At 73.2% G+C, this 15,053-nt stretch carries 15 protein-coding genes; 11 read left to right on the forward strand and 4 right to left on the reverse strand.

Annotation, left to right across the window (positions count from 1 at the left end; all coding sequences use genetic code 11):
- Window positions 1-126 precede the first annotated feature (126 nt).
- From ACFYO8_RS27515 to ACFYO8_RS27540, 6 genes are all read left to right on the forward strand, one after another.
- On the forward strand, window positions 127-846 hold the full coding sequence (locus ACFYO8_RS27515; protein WP_354873940.1) for a TIGR03936 family radical SAM-associated protein: 720 nt from the start codon (window positions 127-129) through the stop codon (window positions 844-846).
- A gap of 130 nt (window positions 847-976) precedes the next feature.
- Window positions 977-4,348, forward strand: a complete 3,372-nt coding sequence (locus ACFYO8_RS27520; RefSeq protein ID WP_355047428.1) for an Rne/Rng family ribonuclease — start codon at window positions 977-979, stop codon at window positions 4,346-4,348.
- Window positions 4,349-4,646: 298 nt separating this feature from the next.
- Window positions 4,647-4,964, forward strand: a complete 318-nt coding sequence (rplU, locus tag ACFYO8_RS27525; RefSeq protein WP_099164006.1) for a 50S ribosomal protein L21 — start codon at window positions 4,647-4,649, stop codon at window positions 4,962-4,964.
- 11 nt (window positions 4,965-4,975) lie between these two features.
- The gene (rpmA, locus tag ACFYO8_RS27530) at window positions 4,976-5,230 is read left to right on the forward strand and encodes a 50S ribosomal protein L27 (RefSeq protein ID WP_013288010.1); all 255 of its coding nucleotides are present in this window, start codon (window positions 4,976-4,978) and stop codon (window positions 5,228-5,230) included.
- 90 nt (window positions 5,231-5,320) lie between these two features.
- Window positions 5,321-6,772 (forward strand): GTPase ObgE, encoded by a 1,452-nt coding sequence (gene obgE, locus ACFYO8_RS27535; protein WP_354873898.1) that lies wholly within the window; start codon window positions 5,321-5,323, stop codon window positions 6,770-6,772.
- 59 nt (window positions 6,773-6,831) lie between these two features.
- Window positions 6,832-7,281, forward strand: a complete 450-nt coding sequence (locus tag ACFYO8_RS27540) for a GNAT family N-acetyltransferase (RefSeq protein ID WP_354873896.1) — start codon at window positions 6,832-6,834, stop codon at window positions 7,279-7,281.
- Window positions 7,282-7,284: 3 nt separating this feature from the next.
- Here ACFYO8_RS27540 and ACFYO8_RS27545 read toward each other — a convergent pair whose 3' ends face one another.
- Together ACFYO8_RS27545 and ACFYO8_RS27550 are read right to left on the reverse strand one after the other, a co-directional pair.
- Entirely contained in the window at window positions 7,285-7,944 is a 660-nt protein-coding gene (locus tag ACFYO8_RS27545) for a DUF6766 family protein (protein ID WP_354873894.1), read from the reverse strand.
- A gap of 76 nt (window positions 7,945-8,020) precedes the next feature.
- Window positions 8,021-8,485, reverse strand: coding sequence for a DUF4383 domain-containing protein (locus ACFYO8_RS27550; RefSeq protein ID WP_354873938.1), 465 nt, complete (start codon window positions 8,483-8,485; stop codon window positions 8,021-8,023).
- 212 nt (window positions 8,486-8,697) lie between these two features.
- Between ACFYO8_RS27550 and ACFYO8_RS27555 the strand changes: the two genes are divergently transcribed.
- From ACFYO8_RS27555 to ACFYO8_RS27565, 3 genes are read left to right on the forward strand one after another with little or no spacing between them, the layout of a single operon-like run.
- Window positions 8,698-9,483 carry a hypothetical protein gene (locus ACFYO8_RS27555; protein ID WP_357711168.1) on the forward strand — a complete coding sequence of 262 codons (786 nt, stop codon included), beginning with the start codon at window positions 8,698-8,700 and terminating at the stop codon, window positions 9,481-9,483.
- Between the two features lie 31 nt (window positions 9,484-9,514).
- Window positions 9,515-9,967, forward strand: a complete 453-nt coding sequence (locus ACFYO8_RS27560) for a phage holin family protein (protein ID WP_354873890.1) — start codon at window positions 9,515-9,517, stop codon at window positions 9,965-9,967.
- On the forward strand, window positions 9,964-10,602 hold the full coding sequence (locus ACFYO8_RS27565) for a DUF3618 domain-containing protein (protein ID WP_354873888.1): 639 nt from the start codon (window positions 9,964-9,966) through the stop codon (window positions 10,600-10,602). Before ACFYO8_RS27560 ends, ACFYO8_RS27565 begins: the two co-directional genes overlap by 4 nt.
- Before the next feature lie 64 nt (window positions 10,603-10,666).
- Here ACFYO8_RS27565 and ACFYO8_RS27570 read toward each other — a convergent pair whose 3' ends face one another.
- Window positions 10,667-11,752, reverse strand: a complete 1,086-nt coding sequence (locus tag ACFYO8_RS27570) for a glycosyltransferase family A protein (protein WP_354873886.1) — start codon at window positions 11,750-11,752, stop codon at window positions 10,667-10,669.
- A 119-nt stretch (window positions 11,753-11,871) separates the two neighbouring features.
- Here ACFYO8_RS27570 and ACFYO8_RS27575 point away from each other — a divergent pair, with 119 nt between their 5' ends.
- Window positions 11,872-12,510 (forward strand): cyclase, encoded by a 639-nt coding sequence (locus tag ACFYO8_RS27575; protein ID WP_354873884.1) that lies wholly within the window; start codon window positions 11,872-11,874, stop codon window positions 12,508-12,510.
- Window positions 12,507-13,685, forward strand: coding sequence for a zinc-dependent alcohol dehydrogenase (locus ACFYO8_RS27580; RefSeq protein WP_354873882.1), 1,179 nt, complete (start codon window positions 12,507-12,509; stop codon window positions 13,683-13,685). The genes ACFYO8_RS27575 and ACFYO8_RS27580 overlap by 4 nt, the downstream gene beginning before the upstream one ends.
- A gap of 22 nt (window positions 13,686-13,707) precedes the next feature.
- Here ACFYO8_RS27580 and ACFYO8_RS27585 read toward each other — a convergent pair whose 3' ends face one another.
- Complete coding sequence (locus ACFYO8_RS27585) at window positions 13,708-14,991, reverse strand: cytochrome P450 (protein ID WP_354873880.1); 1,284 nt, start codon at window positions 14,989-14,991, stop codon at window positions 13,708-13,710.
- Window positions 14,992-15,053 lie beyond the last annotated feature (62 nt).

Genomic DNA, 15,053 nt, shown 5'->3' on the forward strand with positions numbered 1-15,053 from the left:
CGGGTGTGGGGCGCGGTGAGCGCTGCGTCAGGATGAGACCGATACGCAGGCACAGCCGAGGAGCTCACGATCGCCAGAAAGCCTCAACCCGAGGGCGGCCAGGCCCCCGTCGTCCAGCGGGTCCGTATCCGGTACGCCAAGCGTGGGCCGCTGCGGTTCACCTCGCACCGGGACTTCGCTCGGGCCTTCGAGCGCGCGCTGCGCCGGGCCGGCGCGCCGATCGCCTTCTCCCAGGGCTTCACCCCGCACCCGAAGATCTCGTACGCCTCGGCCGCTCCGACGGGCGTGGCGAGCGAGGCCGAATACCTGGAGATCGGGCTCCGTGAGCCGGTCGACCCGGCGCGGCTGCGCGAGGCCCTGGACGCCGCGCTCTCGCCCGGTCTCGACGTGCTCGACGCGGTGGAGGCCACCGGTGGGAGCCTGGCCGACCGGATCGAGGCGTCGTACTGGCGTATCGAACTGCCCGAAGTCGATCCGAAGGTGCTGGCGGAGGCCGTGGCGGCCTTCACCGCAGCCGAGGAGATCCAGGTCGAGCGGATGACCAAGCAGGGGCGGCGTACGTTCGACGCCCGCGCGGCAGTGGCGTCGATCGATGTCGTGGCTCCGGCTGAGATGCCTTCCGGGGCGGCGGCCGTACCGTGTGCGATACTCGAACTGGTCGTGCGGCAGGTCACCCCGTCCGTTCGGCCCGATGACGTCCTGTCCGGCCTCCGCGCGGTGGCCGCCCTGGAGCCGCCGGTCACCCCGAAGGTGATCCGGCTGGCGCAGGGCACGTTGACCGCGCAGGGCGAGATCGTCGATCCGTTGGACGCGGATCGCGACGGGGCAATCATCGGAGAGCGCTGACCGTCGGTCAACGCTCTGGCAGGCAGACTTCGGCGGTCGTGCGTTTGCGCGTCCGGCGGAAACACCTTTGCGGCAACCCTGCGTGGCAGCGCTCACCCGCGCCCGGGGCGGCCAGAACTGGAGAACGTCCATGCTCGAGAACGAGCCCGAGGGCGGCGAACGGACCGGCGCAGAGCCGACCGGGACGACCGCCGACAGTGCCACCACCGCCTCCGGCAGCGCCGGGAGCGCGACCTCCGCCGGCGCCGAGGGTGCCGCCTCCGGCAGTGCCGACGGCACTGTCGCGGAGGGCGTGGCCGAGACCAAGCCGCCGGCCCGCAAGCGGGTCAGCCGCCGCAAGGCCGCCCCGCTGAACCAGCCGGAGCAGACCGACGCGCCGGTCGAGGCGTCCACGACAGTGACCGGCAGCGGCGAGTCGCCGCAGGCCGAGGTGTTCGCACCGGTGGCCGGCGAGTTGGACACCGCGCCGAAGACCACCCGCCGGCGTCGCAAGGCGACACCGGCGAAGGCGGTCGAGGAGCCGGTGGCCGCGGCCGGGGTGGAGGCCGCCTCGGAGGAGGTCGTGCCGCCGGTCAAGGTGACCCGGACCCGCCGTCGCAAGGCCACGCCGCCGGCCGCCGAGACCGTCGCGCCGGACGAGACCGCCGCTGGGCAGACGCGCGCGGACGCGGTGATCGACGGGCCGGTCTCCGCGCCCGGTGGCGACCTGATCGCCGAGGGACGCGCCGACATCGACGGCGGCGAGGCCAGCGTCGACCGGCCCGCCACGGACGAGGCCGCCGCCGGGACCGCCGGGCAGTCCGCTACCGGCGAGAGCACCACCGGCCGGCGCACCGCCCGCACCCGCAAGGCGAGCACCCGCGGCACGGCGAGCACCGGGGCCACGGCGAGCACCGCCGGCATCAGCGAGGGCGTCGAGGACGAGGACGCCGAGAGCGAGGCCGGCGAGGCCACGAGCGCCGCGTCCACGCGTACCCGGGAGATCGACCTGGCCCGCGGTGGCGGCCCGGCGGACGCGACGGGCGTGGTGTCGACGGGCGCCGCCGTGCCGCGTGCGGACGAGGAGCCGGCCGAGACGCCGCCCGCCACCGGCCGCTGGCGTCGTGCCGCGCTCTCCGCGCCGACCGTCCTGTTCATGGCGCCGCAGCCCGACGAGGCGCCGGCCGTCCAGGTGACCTACCCGGCCGCCGAGGAGCCGATCGAGGAAGCGGTCGAGACCACCCGGCGCCGCCGTCGTGGCCGCCGTGAGGTCGAGCCGGTCGAGGCCGAGGTCGAGCCGGAGGTCGTCGAGGAGGAGCCGGTCACCGAGGCCGACGCGGACGACGCGGACGAGGACGACGAGGACGACGAGACAGCCGCGGGCCGGCGTCGCCGCCGCCGGGGCCGCCGTGGTCGCGGCCGGGGCAAGGGCGGCGCGGACGAGGCCGACGACGAGGATGTCGACGAGTCCGGCGCGGCCGAGACCGTCGAGGGTGAGGCCGAGGAGCCCGCGGAGGACGAGGAGGCCGAGGGTGACGGGATGACCCGCCGCCGTCGCCGTCGCCGCCGCCGGGGCGCCGGGGAGGCGGACACCGCCGCCGAGGACGGCGTGCCGACCGTCGTCAAGATCCGTGAGCCGCGCAAGCCGGTCGACGAGGTGCAGGGTGTCTCCGGCTCGACCCGGCTGGAGGCCAAGCGGCAGCGCCGCCGGGACGGCCGCGAGCAGCGGCGTACGCGGCCGCCGATCCTGAGCGAGTCGGAGTTCCTGGCCCGTCGCGAGGCGGTGGACCGGGTGATGGTGGTCCGCCAGCGCGGTGACCGCACCCAGATCGCCGTGCTCGAGGACGGCGTGCTCGTCGAGCACTACGTCACGCGCAACTCGTCCGGCACCATGGCCGGCAACGTCTACCTGGGCAAGGTCCAGAACGTCCTGCCGAGCATGGAGGCGGCCTTCGTCGACATCGGGCGCGGGCGTAACGCGGTCCTGTACGCCGGTGAGGTCAACTGGGACACCACCGGCCTGGAGGGCCGGGCCCGCTCGATCGAGCAGGCGCTGCGCTCCGGCGACTCGGTGCTGGTGCAGGTGACGAAGGACCCGATCGGGCACAAGGGCGCGCGGCTGACCAGCCACATCGCGCTCTCCGGTCGGCACCTGGTCTACGTGCCGAACGGCAACGCCTCCGGGATCAGCCGCAAGCTGCCGGACACCGAGCGCAAGCGGCTGCGCGACGTGCTGAAGAAGCTGGTGCCGGACGGCGCCGGGGTTATCGTCCGGACCGCGGCCGAGGGCGCCAGCGAGGACGAGCTGGCGCGCGACGTCAAGCGGCTCCAGGCGCAGTGGGAGGACATCCAGGCCAAGGCGACCGAGGGCGGCGCCCCGGTGCTGCTCTACGAGGAGCCGGACCTGGTCATCCGCGTGGTCCGGGACCTGTTCAACGAGGACTTCCGGGAACTGGTCATCGAGGGCGAGTCCGAGTACGACCTGGTCGAGTCGTACCTGTCGCACGTGTCCCCGGACCTGGTGGCGCGGCTGCGCCGGCACGCCGGGGTGGCGGACGTGTTCGCCGAGTACCGGATCGACGAGCAGATCCTCAAGGGGCTGGACCGGAAGGTCTTCCTGCCCTCGGGCGGCTCGCTGGTGATCGACCGGACCGAGGCGATGACGGTCATCGACGTCAACACCGGCAAGTACACCGGCTCCGGCGGCAACCTGGAGGAGACGGTCACCCGCAACAACCTGGAGGCGGCCGAGGAGATCGTGCGCCAGCTCCGGCTGCGCGACATCGGTGGCATCCTGGTGATCGACTTCATCGACATGGTGCTGGAGTCGAACCGGGAGCTGGTGCTGCGCCGGCTCACCGAGTGCCTGGGCCGGGACCGTACCAAGCACCAGGTCACCGAGATCACCTCGCTCGGCCTGGTGCAGATGACCCGTAAGCGCATCGGCGCGGGCTTGCTGGAGGCGTTCAGCGAGACCTGCGAGTGCTGCAAGGGCCGGGGCGTGATCATTCACACCGAGCCCGTGCCGGAGAAGCCGCGCGGCGGGGCGGGGGAGAAGGTCAAGGCGGTCGCCTCGGCGGTCGTCGCCCCGGCCGAGGAGAAGGGCCGCCGCCGGGGCCGCAAGGCCGCCGCGGAGAAGCCGGCCGTGGAGACGGCGCCGGAGCCACCCGCCGCACAGCAGCAGGCCGCCGCCGTGCCGCCGGCCGCCGCCGTGCCGCCGGCCGCCGCCGTGCCGCCGGCCGCCGTCGCGCCGCCGGTCACGCCGGAGCGGACCGCTGCCGAGGTGGTCGAGACCGACGACGACTACTACGACACCCAGGGCTACGACCTGTCCCGGTTCGAGACGGACACGCCTGCCGCTCCGGCGGTGTTCGACAGCCAGGAGGGCGACTCGGCCCGGCTGGCCGCCGCCGACGACCCGGACGCGATCGGTGACGGCGACAACGGCGACAACGACGACGACAGCGGCGCCCCGCGTCGGCGGGCGCGGCGCGGCGGTACTCGGCGGCGTACCCGGCCGTGAGGCTACGGCGCTGACCTGCGCGAACAGGGCCCCCGTTCCGCCGGGAAAGGCGGAGCGGGGGCTCTGTCGTGCGCGCCGGGCCCGACGAAAGGCACCTACCGGCAGCCCGGTTTGGGGGGCGGGCCGGGTATGGCGTAGGCTTGCCTGCGGCGCACTTTGGTGTGCCGAGTTCCCGCGTGCCCGCGCCGCCGGTGTCACGGCTCCCGGCGAGACGCCGTGGGAACGACCGTCGACGGTGTGACAGCCGACAACGGTGGAATAGACGCCAGCAGCCTCAACGACAGGGAGTCCGCCTCCGATGTACGCGATCGTCAAGACCGGCGGCAAGCAGTACAAGGTCGCCGAGGGCGACGTGATCGAGGTCGAGAAGCTCGCCGGTGCCCCCGGCGACGCGGTGAAGCTCACCGCGGTGCTCCTCGTCGACGGTGACGACCTGGTGACCGACGCGGCGAAGCTCGCCAAGGTCGCGGTGTCCGGCGAGATCGCCGCGCACACCAAGGGCCCGAAGATCCGGATCCACAAGTTCAAGAACAAGACCGGCTACCACAAGCGTCAGGGTCACCGCCAGCCGCTGACCCAGATCAAGGTGACCGGCATCTCCAACAGCGGGAAGTAGGTCGTCCTCCAATGGCTCACAAAAAGGGTGCGTCCAGCTCGCGTAACGGCCGTGACTCCGCGGCCCAGCGACTCGGCGTGAAGCGCTTCGGTGGTCAGGTCGTCAGCGCGGGTGAGATCCTCATCCGTCAGCGTGGCACCAAGTTCCACCCCGGTGACCTGGTCGGCCGTGGCGGCGACGACACGCTGTTCGCGCTGGCCGCCGGTTCGGTGCAGTTCGGCACCAAGCGCGGTCGCAAGACCGTCAGCATCGTTCCGCAGCAGTAGTTCTGAAAGCGTTGCGGGCCGCGGACCTCGAGTCCCGGCCCGCTTCGCTTTTCCCCGTGCGGGGCGGACCCCGCTGGAAGGATTGGCGTCGTGACGACGTTCGTTGACCGGGTCGTCCTGCACATGCAGGCCGGCGACGGCGGGCACGGCTGTGTCTCGATCCACCGGGAGAAGTTCAAGCCGTTCGGCGGGCCGGACGGCGGCAACGGCGGCCACGGCGGCAGCGTGTCGCTGGTGGTCGACCCGCAGATCACCACGCTGCTCGACTTCCACTTCCGGCCGCACCTCAAGGCCGAGAACGGCAAGGGCGGCGCCGGTTCGAACCGGGACGGCGCCAACGGCCGCGACCTGATCATCAAGGTGCCGAACGGCACCGTCGTGCAGAGCCTCGACGGCGAGGTGCTGGCCGACCTGGTCGGCGTCGGCACCACCTTCGAGGCGGCCCGGGGCGGCCGGGGTGGGCGCGGAAACGCCTCGCTGGCCAACGCCCGCCGCAAGGCGCCGGGCTTCGCCGAGCTGGGTGAGCCCGGCGACCGGCTGGACGTGGTGCTGGAGCTCAAGAGCGTCGCCGACGTGGGCCTGGTCGGCTTCCCCTCGGCCGGCAAGTCGTCGCTGATCTCGGTGATCTCCGCGGCCAAGCCGAAGATCGCCGACTACCCGTTCACCACGCTGGTGCCGAACCTGGGCGTGGTCCGGGTGGACAATCACACCTTCACCGTCGCCGACGTACCCGGCCTGATCCCGGGCGCGGCCAGCGGCAAGGGCCTGGGTCTGGAGTTCCTCCGCCACATCGAGCGCTGCGCCGTGCTGGTCCACGTGATCGACACCGCGACGCTGGAGCCCGGCCGCGACCCGCTCGCCGACATCGACGCCCTCGAGTCGGAGCTGTCGCAGTATGGCGGGCTCGCCGACCGGCCCCGGCTGGTCGCGCTCAACAAGGTCGACGTGCCGGACGGCAAGGACCTCGCCGACATCGTCCGCCCCGACCTGGAGGCGCGCGGCCTGCGCGTGTTCGACGTCTCGACCGCCACCCGCGAGGGCCTGCGCGAACTGATGTACGCGATGGCGGAGCTGGTCGACCAGGGCCGCCGGGCCGCCCCGCCGGCCGAGCCGACCCGGATCGTGATCCGCCCGAAGGCGGTCGACGACGCCGGTTTCACCATCGAGACCGAGGACGACGGCTCGTACACGGTGCGCGGCAGCCGGCCGGAGCGCTGGGTGAAGCAGACCAACTTCGACAACGACGAGGCAGTGGGTTACCTGGCCGACCGGCTGGCCCGCCTCGGCGTCGAGGAGAAGCTCGCCAAGGCCGGCGCGCAGGCCGGTGACCTGGTGCGCATCGGCGACCGGGAGTTCGACTGGCGGCCGACGCTCTACGCCGGTGCCGACTTCGTGCCGGGTAACCGGGGCACCGACGTGCGGCTGGAGGAGAAGTCGAACCGCCCGTCGGCGTCCGACCGGCTGGCGGCCCGCAAGGCCCGCCGGGTGCGGCCGGAGGACGAGATCGAGGCTGCGCCCGCGGCGGAAGCGGACGCCGAGTAGCCGTTTCCGGGGCGGTGGCGGGAAACCGGCGCGAAATCCGGCCGCTCTAGCGTACGGGCATGTTGGTCGAGTCCCGTCCCGCCACCGATCCGGAGATCGCCGCGCTCGTCGTCGCCCAGCAGCGTGAGCTGCGCGACTCCGACGGCGGGCTGGACGGGCAGGTGACCGTCGTGCACACCGACATCCACTACCTGGCCGCTGTGATCGGCGGCCGGGCGGTCGGCTGTGGCGGGCTCCAGGCGCTCGACGCCGACACCGGCGAGCTGAAGCGGATGTACGTGCGGCCGGCGTACCGGGGGCGGGGCATCGCCCGGCAGTTGCTCGTGGCGCTGGAGGAACTGGCGTTCCGGGAGGGGCACCGCACCGTGCGCCTGGAGACGGGCACCTACCTGCCGGCCGCGATCGGGCTCTACCGGTCCAGCGGTTACGAGCCGATCCCGGTCTACGGCGAGTACGTGGACAACCCGTACAGCGTCTGCTTCGCCAAGCGGCTGCCGGTAGCGGCCTGACGTTCAGGCGCTGGTCTGCGCGTGCGGCGCGGTGACCGGCTTGGACTCCGGGCTGGCGTGTTGGCGCAGCACGATGCTGAGCAGGATCAGCGCGCCGACGGCGAGGAACTCGCTCTGCCAGTTCTGCATCGACTGGAACCAGAAGTCGCTGGTGCCGAGGAACTGCCAGGCGCTGATCGGGGCGCCGCCGTTCTCCAGCGCCTGCTCCTGGTTGTAGGCGGCCACGCCGCCGAACAGGTGCCCCAGGAACGCGCCCCCGAAGATCATCAGGAGGGCGACGGCGAGGCTGTTGCGGTAGACCACGAGCGGCAGCCCGCCGACGCGTACCGGCCACGGCGCGTTCGGGCCGGCGTGGTCGCGGTTGTCCTCCGGCCGGTCCGTCTGGTCCACCGGCTTCGACTCGGCCGAGCCCTTCTGCACCAGGTACGCGGTGAGCAACACGTAGCCGCCCATCTGGAGGAACTCCGACTCCCAGTTCTCGAACACCGCCTCGGCGAAGTGCCCGGTGCCGAGATAGGCCCACCAGCTCAGCGGCGCGGCGCCGTACCGGGTCAGCTCCTCGTTGTGCACCTGCCAGCCGAAGACGCTCTGCAGCAGCAGGAAGACCAGGAACGCGCCGAGCATGGCCACCGAGAGCATGTTGTCGCGTAACCACCGTGGCATCGCCGAACCTCCTCGTCGCGGCCCTCCTGCCCCCGGCCGTGCCCGGGCAAACGCCGGCCCGGCGTGTCGTGCCTGGTCAGGGGCGGTCGAACGGGGCCTCCACCGGGCTGCCGGTGCCGAGGTCGTCGTTCAGCAGCAGGCCGGCGGCGAGCATCCCGAAACCGAGGAACAGGTGCAGCCAGTTGTCGGCGTCGTTGACCGGCACGAAGTTCACCGCGGTGTCCCGGTCGATGGCGAAGCCGTACAGCCACAGCACCAGGTAGAGCGCGCCGCCACCGGCCAGGAACACCCGCGCCCCGGCCAGCCGCCGGGCCATCACCAGCCCGACCAGCCCGAACGACAGGTGCAGCAGGTTGTGCAGCACGGACACCTGGAACACCCCGAGCAGCTTCGCCTCGGAGTGGTGCCCGGCGAACGTCAACTCGCCGTAGTGCGTGGTGATGCCGGGCACGAAGCCGAGTACGCCGATGAGCGCGAAGAGGGCCGCCGCCGCGAGGGCGACCTTCTGCACCGCAGGCCGGGCGGGCGCGTGTTCGCGCACGTCACGTGCCATCCCTGTCACCCCCGTGGAACTCGCCGCCGCCCGGGCGGGCAGCACCTCATTGTCCGACCGGGGCGGTCCGGTCCCGCAGAGAATTCACGAATTAGGCATGGAGCCGCCGACCTGGGGTAGGGCAGTTGCTACGCGGAAACGATCCGCGTACCCCCCCCCCGAAGACAAACCGCTGGGAACACACGAGCGGAAGGGACACCATGACTCAGGATCTTTCCCCCAGTTCTTCCACGTACCAGTCGACGAACGGTGGTGGCGGCGTGCGTGACCAGGCCCGCCAGGTCGGCGCCGACGCCGCGAACGCGGGCGGCGCGGTCGCGCAGACCGCCAATGAGCAGGGCCGGGAGGTGGTGGGCGAGGCCAAGCGGCAGGCCCGCGGCCTCTACGGCGAGACCCGCAGCCAGGTCACCGCGCAGGCCGGCCAGCAGCAGCAGCGCGCCGCCACCGGTCTGCGGTCGCTCGCCGACGAGATGCGCACCATGGCGCAGCAGGGTGGCGGCTCCGGGCCGGTCACCGAGCTGGCCCACCAGGCGGCCGAGCGCGTGCACGGCGTGGCCGGCTGGCTGGAGCAGCGCGAGCCGGGCGACCTGCTCAACGAGGTGAAGAGCTACGCCCGCCGCAACCCCGGCACGTTCCTCGTCGGCGCGGCGCTGCTCGGCGTGGTCGCCGGGCGGCTCACCCGCAACATCACCGCGCTCGGCGACGACAGCGGCGTGCGGCCGGCGTACGACCCGGACCGCACGGCCGTCATCCCGACCGCGCGCGAGGTGCCGGGCCAGGTGCCGCCGGGCGGCTACCTCGACCCGACGCCGGGCAGCTACGCCGAGCCGGACCCGGGTTACTCCGCGCCGGGCGCGACCTACCCGGCCGGTGGCGCCCCGAACACCTGGGCCGACCCGGCGGGTGGCACCGGTCAGCCGCTGCCGCCGCCGGAGCGCACCGACCCGCTGCCGGGTGTCCCGTCCACCGGCGCTCCCCGCCCGTGACCGGCCGCACCGGCAGAAGGGAGGCGACGGCATGACCGTACCCACGCAGGACCCCGGCTATCAGGCGGCGGGCGCCCCGCCCCACGCCGACGAGGTGCGCGGCAGCTCGCTCGGCGACCTGATGCGCCAGGTCACCACCGACCTGTCCACGCTGATGCGCCAGGAGGTCGAGCTCGCCAAGGCCGAGATCCGCCAGGAGGGCAAGAAGGCGGGCAAGGCCGCCGGCCTCTTCGGCGGCGCCGGCTTCGGCGGCTACATGGTGGCGCTCTTCGTCTCGATCGCGATCTGGCAGTTCCTCGACAACGTCATGGACTCCGGGCTGGCCGCGCTGATCGTGGCCGTCGTCTGGGCCGCTGTCGCGGCGGTCCTGTACTCGATGGGCAAGAAGAACGCCGAGCGGATCCGCGGCCTGAAGCAGACAAACGACAGCGTGCAGCGCATCCCCGATGCGCTCAAGCCGCACCCGGAGGGAGTCGCCCGATGAGCACCGATCCCGAGCAGATCCGCCGCGAGATCGAAGCCACCCGCAACAACCTCAGCTCGGACGTGGACGCCCTGGCGTACAAGGTCAGCCCGAGCCGCATCGTCGACGACCGCAAGCAGCGCGTACGCAGTGCGCTGACGAACGTGAAGGACAAGGTGATGGGAACCGCATCGGACCTCGGCCACAGCACCGGCCACGCCGCCCACTCGGTGGGCGACCACGCCTCCTCGATGGCATCCACCGTGGGCGACAAGGCGCAGTCCGCCGCCGCCACGGTGAGCGACGCCGCCCACCGGGCGCCGCAGGTGGTGCGGCGCAAGTCCGAGGGCAACCCGATCGCCGCCGGTGTGATCGCCTTCGGCGTCGGCATGCTGGTCTCCTCGCTGATTCCGGCCACCCGCCGCGAGCAGCAGGTCGCCGCGCAGGTCAAGGAGAAGGCCGCCGAGCACGGCGGGGTGGTGAAGGAGAAGCTGGGCGAGGTGGCCACCGAGCTGAAGGAGGAGCTGCGCGAGCCGGCGCAGCACGCCGCCGAGTCGGTGAGGGCCACCGCGCAGGACGCCGCGCACACGGTCAAGGACGATGGCCGCGCCGCCGCCCAGGACGTCCGGCACAGCGCCGAGCAGGCGCGGTCCTGAAGGTCCGCGCCCTCGGGTAAGGAAGGGCCCCTCTCATCGCCCAGGCGATGAAAGGGGCCCTTCCTTACGCCTCGGCGCGCAGCGGCGCGGGCGCCGTCCCGGTCTCCACCCAGAGGACCAGGTCGTCGGGGCGGCGCCGCGTCATCCGCCGGCGCAGGGCACGCGTGGGGTTGGCCGCGGTCCGCAGCCGGGCGCCGGCGTAGGGCACCCCGCCGCGCAGCCGCCGGCCCACCGCCAGCCACGCGCACAGGCCGCGCTCCAGCACCCAGGCGGGCGCGGCGAGGCTGGTGTGCGCCGGGAAGACCCGGGTGCCGCCGGCCCGTCGCCGGCCCAGCTCCGCCACCGCGACCGTCGCCAGCCCGGCCCGCAGCAGCAGCCCGGGCCGGCGGGCGGCGAGCGCGACCGCCGCCGCCGGCAGCACCGCCAGCGCGGCCAGCAGCCAGCCCGGCCGGGCCGTCTCGTCGTACGCCTGGCGCACGCGCTGCCCGAGGAAGTGCGCGGCGGTGGGCGGGCGCCGCCGCACGTACAGCCATGCCGGGGTGGCGGTGCTGCCGCCGTACGCGCGCACGGTCCGGACCAGCTCCAGGTTCTCGAAGAGCACGTCCGGGTCGTAGCCGCCCATCGCCAGGAACGTGCTCCGCCGCACCGCGAGCGTGCCCGGCCAGTCGCCGCCGAACACGCGGGCGAGCAGCGTCCGGCCGGTGTCCCACCAGGCGTGCCAGGGCAGCGGGTCGAAGTGGTTCTGCGGCCGGACCAGGTCCACCCCGTCCAGCATCTGGTGCACGGCGCACAGCGCCGGCCGGTCGTACCGCACATCGTCGTCGGCGACGACCACGTGCTCGTGCCGGGCCAGCGCGACGCCGGTGAGCACGCCGAGCACCTTGCCGTTGCGCCCGCGCAGCGCCGGGTCCGGCGGCACGTGCCGCACCAGCCCGCGCCAGGCGGCGGCGTGCCGGGCGAACAGCTCCGGCGTCGATCCGTCGACCACCACCACGTCGACCCACCGGCTCAACTCGCGCAGGTACCCGGTCAGCTCGTCCAGGCCGCTGTCGTCGTGGGCGCGCAGCGGCAGGACGTACGCCATCGGAAGCCGGACTGGCGCGGACGCGGCGCCCTCGTCGCGCGGATGCGCGGCGGTCTTTCGGGTCACGTCGCCTCCCTCGTGTCGGGTGACGCGACTTGCCCGCAATGCGGTCGCTGAAACCGTTTCGGGCGCCCTGCGTCGGGTAGCGCAGCCGGATACGACGGACCGAGTCGGAAGGAGACGTGATGCCCAGCAACGCGACGAGATGGGCGCTGGCCGGCGCCGCTGCCGTGACAGCGCTCGGAGTCACCCGGACGGTGGCGCGGCGGCGGCACCGGCACCAGCCCGACCGGGAGGACGGCTGGTACGTGGTGCATCGCGGGATCACCGTGGACCGGCCGGTCGACGAGGTGATCGGGTTCTGGACCGATCGGGAACGGCTCGACCGGGGTCTGGCCGAGTGGGCCACGCTGGAACAGCTCGACGCGAACCGATGGCGCTGCGTGGCGGCCGACCCGGCCGGCGGCGGCACCGAATGGCGGGCCGAGATCACCGTCGACGGGCCGGGCCGGCTGAGCTGGCAGGTCACCGACGGGCCGGTCGCTCAGCGCGGCCGGGTCGAGCTGGTCGCCGCCCCCCAGGACCGGGGCACCGAGATTCGGGCCGAGCTGCGGTGGCGCTCCGGGCCGATCCGGCGGATGGCCGGCCTGGCCGGCGGCAGCGACCCGGACCTGGGGCTGCGCACCGCACTGCGCCGGATCAAGTCGCTGATCGAGACCGGGCAGGTGCTCGACACCCGGCACGACCCGTCCGGGCGCAGCCCGCGGCAGGAACGGGCGACGGACAAGGTACGCGAGAAGTTGATGGCGGGAGGACGACCGTGAGGGCGTTGTGCTGGGAGGGCGTCGGCAAGCTGGCCGTGCGGGACGTGCCGGAGCCGACCATCAGGTCCGGCGGTGACATCATCGTCAAGGTGCGCGCGAGCAGTGTCTGCGGCTCCGACCTGCACCTGATCAACGGCTACCTGCCGGCCATGCGCGAGGGTGACATCCTCGGTCACGAGTTCATGGGCGAGGTGGTCGAGACCGGCCCGGACGTCCGACGGATCTCCGTCGGCGACCGGGTCGTGGTCGGATCCGTGGTGGCCTGCGGCTCGTGCTGGTACTGCCGCACCGAGCAGTTCTCCCTCTGCGACAACTCCAACCCGCAGCCGGTCTTCACCGAGAAGCTGTGGGGCCACTCGCCCGCCGGCATCCTCGGCTACTCGCACGCGGCCGGAGGCTACGCGGGCAGCCACGCCGAGTACATCCGGGTGCCGTTCGGCGACGTCGGCGCGTTCACCGTGCCGGAGGGTGTGCCGGACGACTCGGTGGTCTTCGCCTCCGACGCGATGCCGACCGGCTGGATGGCGGCCGACTTCTGCGGCCTCAAGGGCGGCGAGGTGGTCGCCGTCTGGGGTGCTGGCGGCGTCGGTCAGATGGCGGCCCGGTCCGCGCAGATCCTCGGCGCCGAGCGGGTCGTGGTCATCGACCGGCTGCCGGAACGGCTCGACACCGCGGCGCAGCGTCTCGGCGTGGAGACCATCAACTACGCCGAGACCGACGTGCTGGAGGCGCTGCGGGAGATGACCGCCGGTCGGGGCCCGGACGCCTGCATCGAGGCGGTCGGCATGGAGTCGCACGACGTCGGCCCGGCGTACGCGTACGACAAGGCCAAGCAGACGGTGCGCGCGCAGACCGACCGGCCCACCTCGGTCCGGCAGGCGATCATGGCGGCTCGCAAGGGCGGCACGGTCAGCATCGTCGGCGTGTACGGCGGCCTGGTGGACAAGTTCCCGCTCGGCGCGGCCATGAACAAGGCCCTGGTGCTGCGGATGGGGCAGATGCACGCCCAGCGTTACATCCCGATGCTGCTGGACCGGATCGCGGCCGGCGAGATCGACCCCGGCTACCTGGCCACCCACCCGATGTCGTTGGAACAGGGCGCGCGGGGCTACGAGATCTTCGAGAAGAAGGAGGACGGCTGCCTGCGCAGCGTGCTGCACCCGCAGGCCGCCTGACCGCGCGACGGGGTGCGCCCGTTCACCGCAGCGGGCGTACCCCGTCGGCCGGGTGCGCGCCGTCGGCCGGGCGTACCCCGTCGAGCACCAGCCCGCCGGGCGGCAACGCCGGCATGGAGCCGAGGTCGAGCGCCAGATCCTGCGGCGGTACGCGGTAGCTCATCGCGCCGGTCAGGTTCGTCACGGCCCGCTTCATCAGCTCGATCGTGATCCACTCACCGGCGCAGCGGTGGCCGGTGAAGTGGTCGCCGCCGCCCTGCGGGACCAGGCCGAACGGGTCGTCGCGCCAGCCCGCGAAGCGCTCCGGCCGGAACCGCTCCGGCTCCGGCCACACGTCGGGATGGTGGTTCGTGCCGTACAGGTCGAGCAGAACCCGGCGGCCCTGCGGGAACGCGTATCCCCGCCACTGGAACGAGCGGCGCACCCGGGCCGCGGCGACCGGGAAGAACGGATAGTAGCGGCGTACCTCCTGCACGAACTGCTCGGTCGCGGCGTCGTCGCCTGGTAGCCGGTCCCGCCAGTGCGGGTGATCGTGCAGCGCCAGCGCGGCGAAGACCACGTACCGGTCCACCGCGACGGTGGGGCGCAGCACGTTCAGCAGCTCCACAGCGGCGATCCGGCGCGGCAGCGGCCGCCCTCGCTCGTCCCGGTGCCCGGCCACGACCGCGAGCGCGCTGCCCTCCGGGGCGGGTGCCGTGCCCGCGCGTACCCGCTCGATCAGCTCGCCGGCCCAGCGTTGCGCGTGGCGGCGGCCGAGCCGCCCGCGCCAGTGCCGGGGGCCCAGCGCGGCCGGTGACTCGATCATGGCGTGCATCTCGGCGGTCCGGCGCGGCACGTCGGCGTCGGCCAGCGGGACCCCGGCCCAGGCCCAGACCGTACGCGTCAGGATCCGGCCCACCTCGTCGTAGAGCACCACCGGTCCGCTCCGCGCCCAGACCGGGATCCGGGCCCGCCACTGCTCGTCGAAGATCTCCCCGAGCCGGCGGATCGTGGCCGGTGTCATGATCGACATGAACATCGCCTTGCGGACCCGGTGCGCCTCGCCGTCGAGGCCCTGCACACCACCGACGCCGGTGAGCGTGCGCTGCCCGCGCATCGGCATCGCGCCGCGCCGGACGAACCGCTCCTCGTCGTAGAACAGCTCGGCGGCCTCCCGGCCGCGCAGGCAGATCGTCGGCTCCAGCAGCAGCCGGGTCTGGAAGACGTCCGTGCCGAGTCGGTCGCAGCGGGCGCCGACGAAGCGGTAGCCCTCCCTCAGGAACGCAAGCGTGCTGTCCGGGCTCCGGTCGCTCGACATGGTGCGCATCTCGGCTGCTCCTGACGCGGTTCGGCGGCGTTGGCTACCTACCCGGGGCGGCGCGGCCGAAC

It is taken from the genome of Micromonospora sp. NPDC005257 (genome assembly GCF_042872445.1).
Taxonomy (GTDB): domain Bacteria; phylum Actinomycetota; class Actinomycetes; order Mycobacteriales; family Micromonosporaceae; genus Micromonospora.

Bases quoted from the DNA above. Each gene is read 5' to 3' on its own strand.
- ACFYO8_RS27520 (WP_355047428.1), top strand. From the start codon at position 977: ATGCTCGAGAACGAGCCCGAGGGCGGCGAACGGACCGGCGCAGAGCCG.
- ACFYO8_RS27575 (WP_354873884.1), top strand. From the start codon at position 11,872: ATGCCCAGCAACGCGACGAGATGGGCGCTGGCCGGCGCCGCTGCCGTG.
- ACFYO8_RS27540 (WP_354873896.1), top strand. From the start codon at position 6,832: ATGTTGGTCGAGTCCCGTCCCGCCACCGATCCGGAGATCGCCGCGCTC.
- rpmA (WP_013288010.1), top strand. From the start codon at position 4,976: ATGGCTCACAAAAAGGGTGCGTCCAGCTCGCGTAACGGCCGTGACTCC.
- ACFYO8_RS27585 (WP_354873880.1), bottom strand. From the start codon at position 14,991: ATGCGCACCATGTCGAGCGACCGGAGCCCGGACAGCACGCTTGCGTTC.
- ACFYO8_RS27560 (WP_354873890.1), top strand. From the start codon at position 9,515: ATGACCGTACCCACGCAGGACCCCGGCTATCAGGCGGCGGGCGCCCCG.
- ACFYO8_RS27565 (WP_354873888.1), top strand. From the start codon at position 9,964: ATGAGCACCGATCCCGAGCAGATCCGCCGCGAGATCGAAGCCACCCGC.
- ACFYO8_RS27555 (WP_357711168.1), top strand. From the start codon at position 8,698: ATGACTCAGGATCTTTCCCCCAGTTCTTCCACGTACCAGTCGACGAAC.
- rplU (WP_099164006.1), top strand. From the start codon at position 4,647: ATGTACGCGATCGTCAAGACCGGCGGCAAGCAGTACAAGGTCGCCGAG.
- ACFYO8_RS27545 (WP_354873894.1), bottom strand. From the start codon at position 7,944: ATGCCACGGTGGTTACGCGACAACATGCTCTCGGTGGCCATGCTCGGC.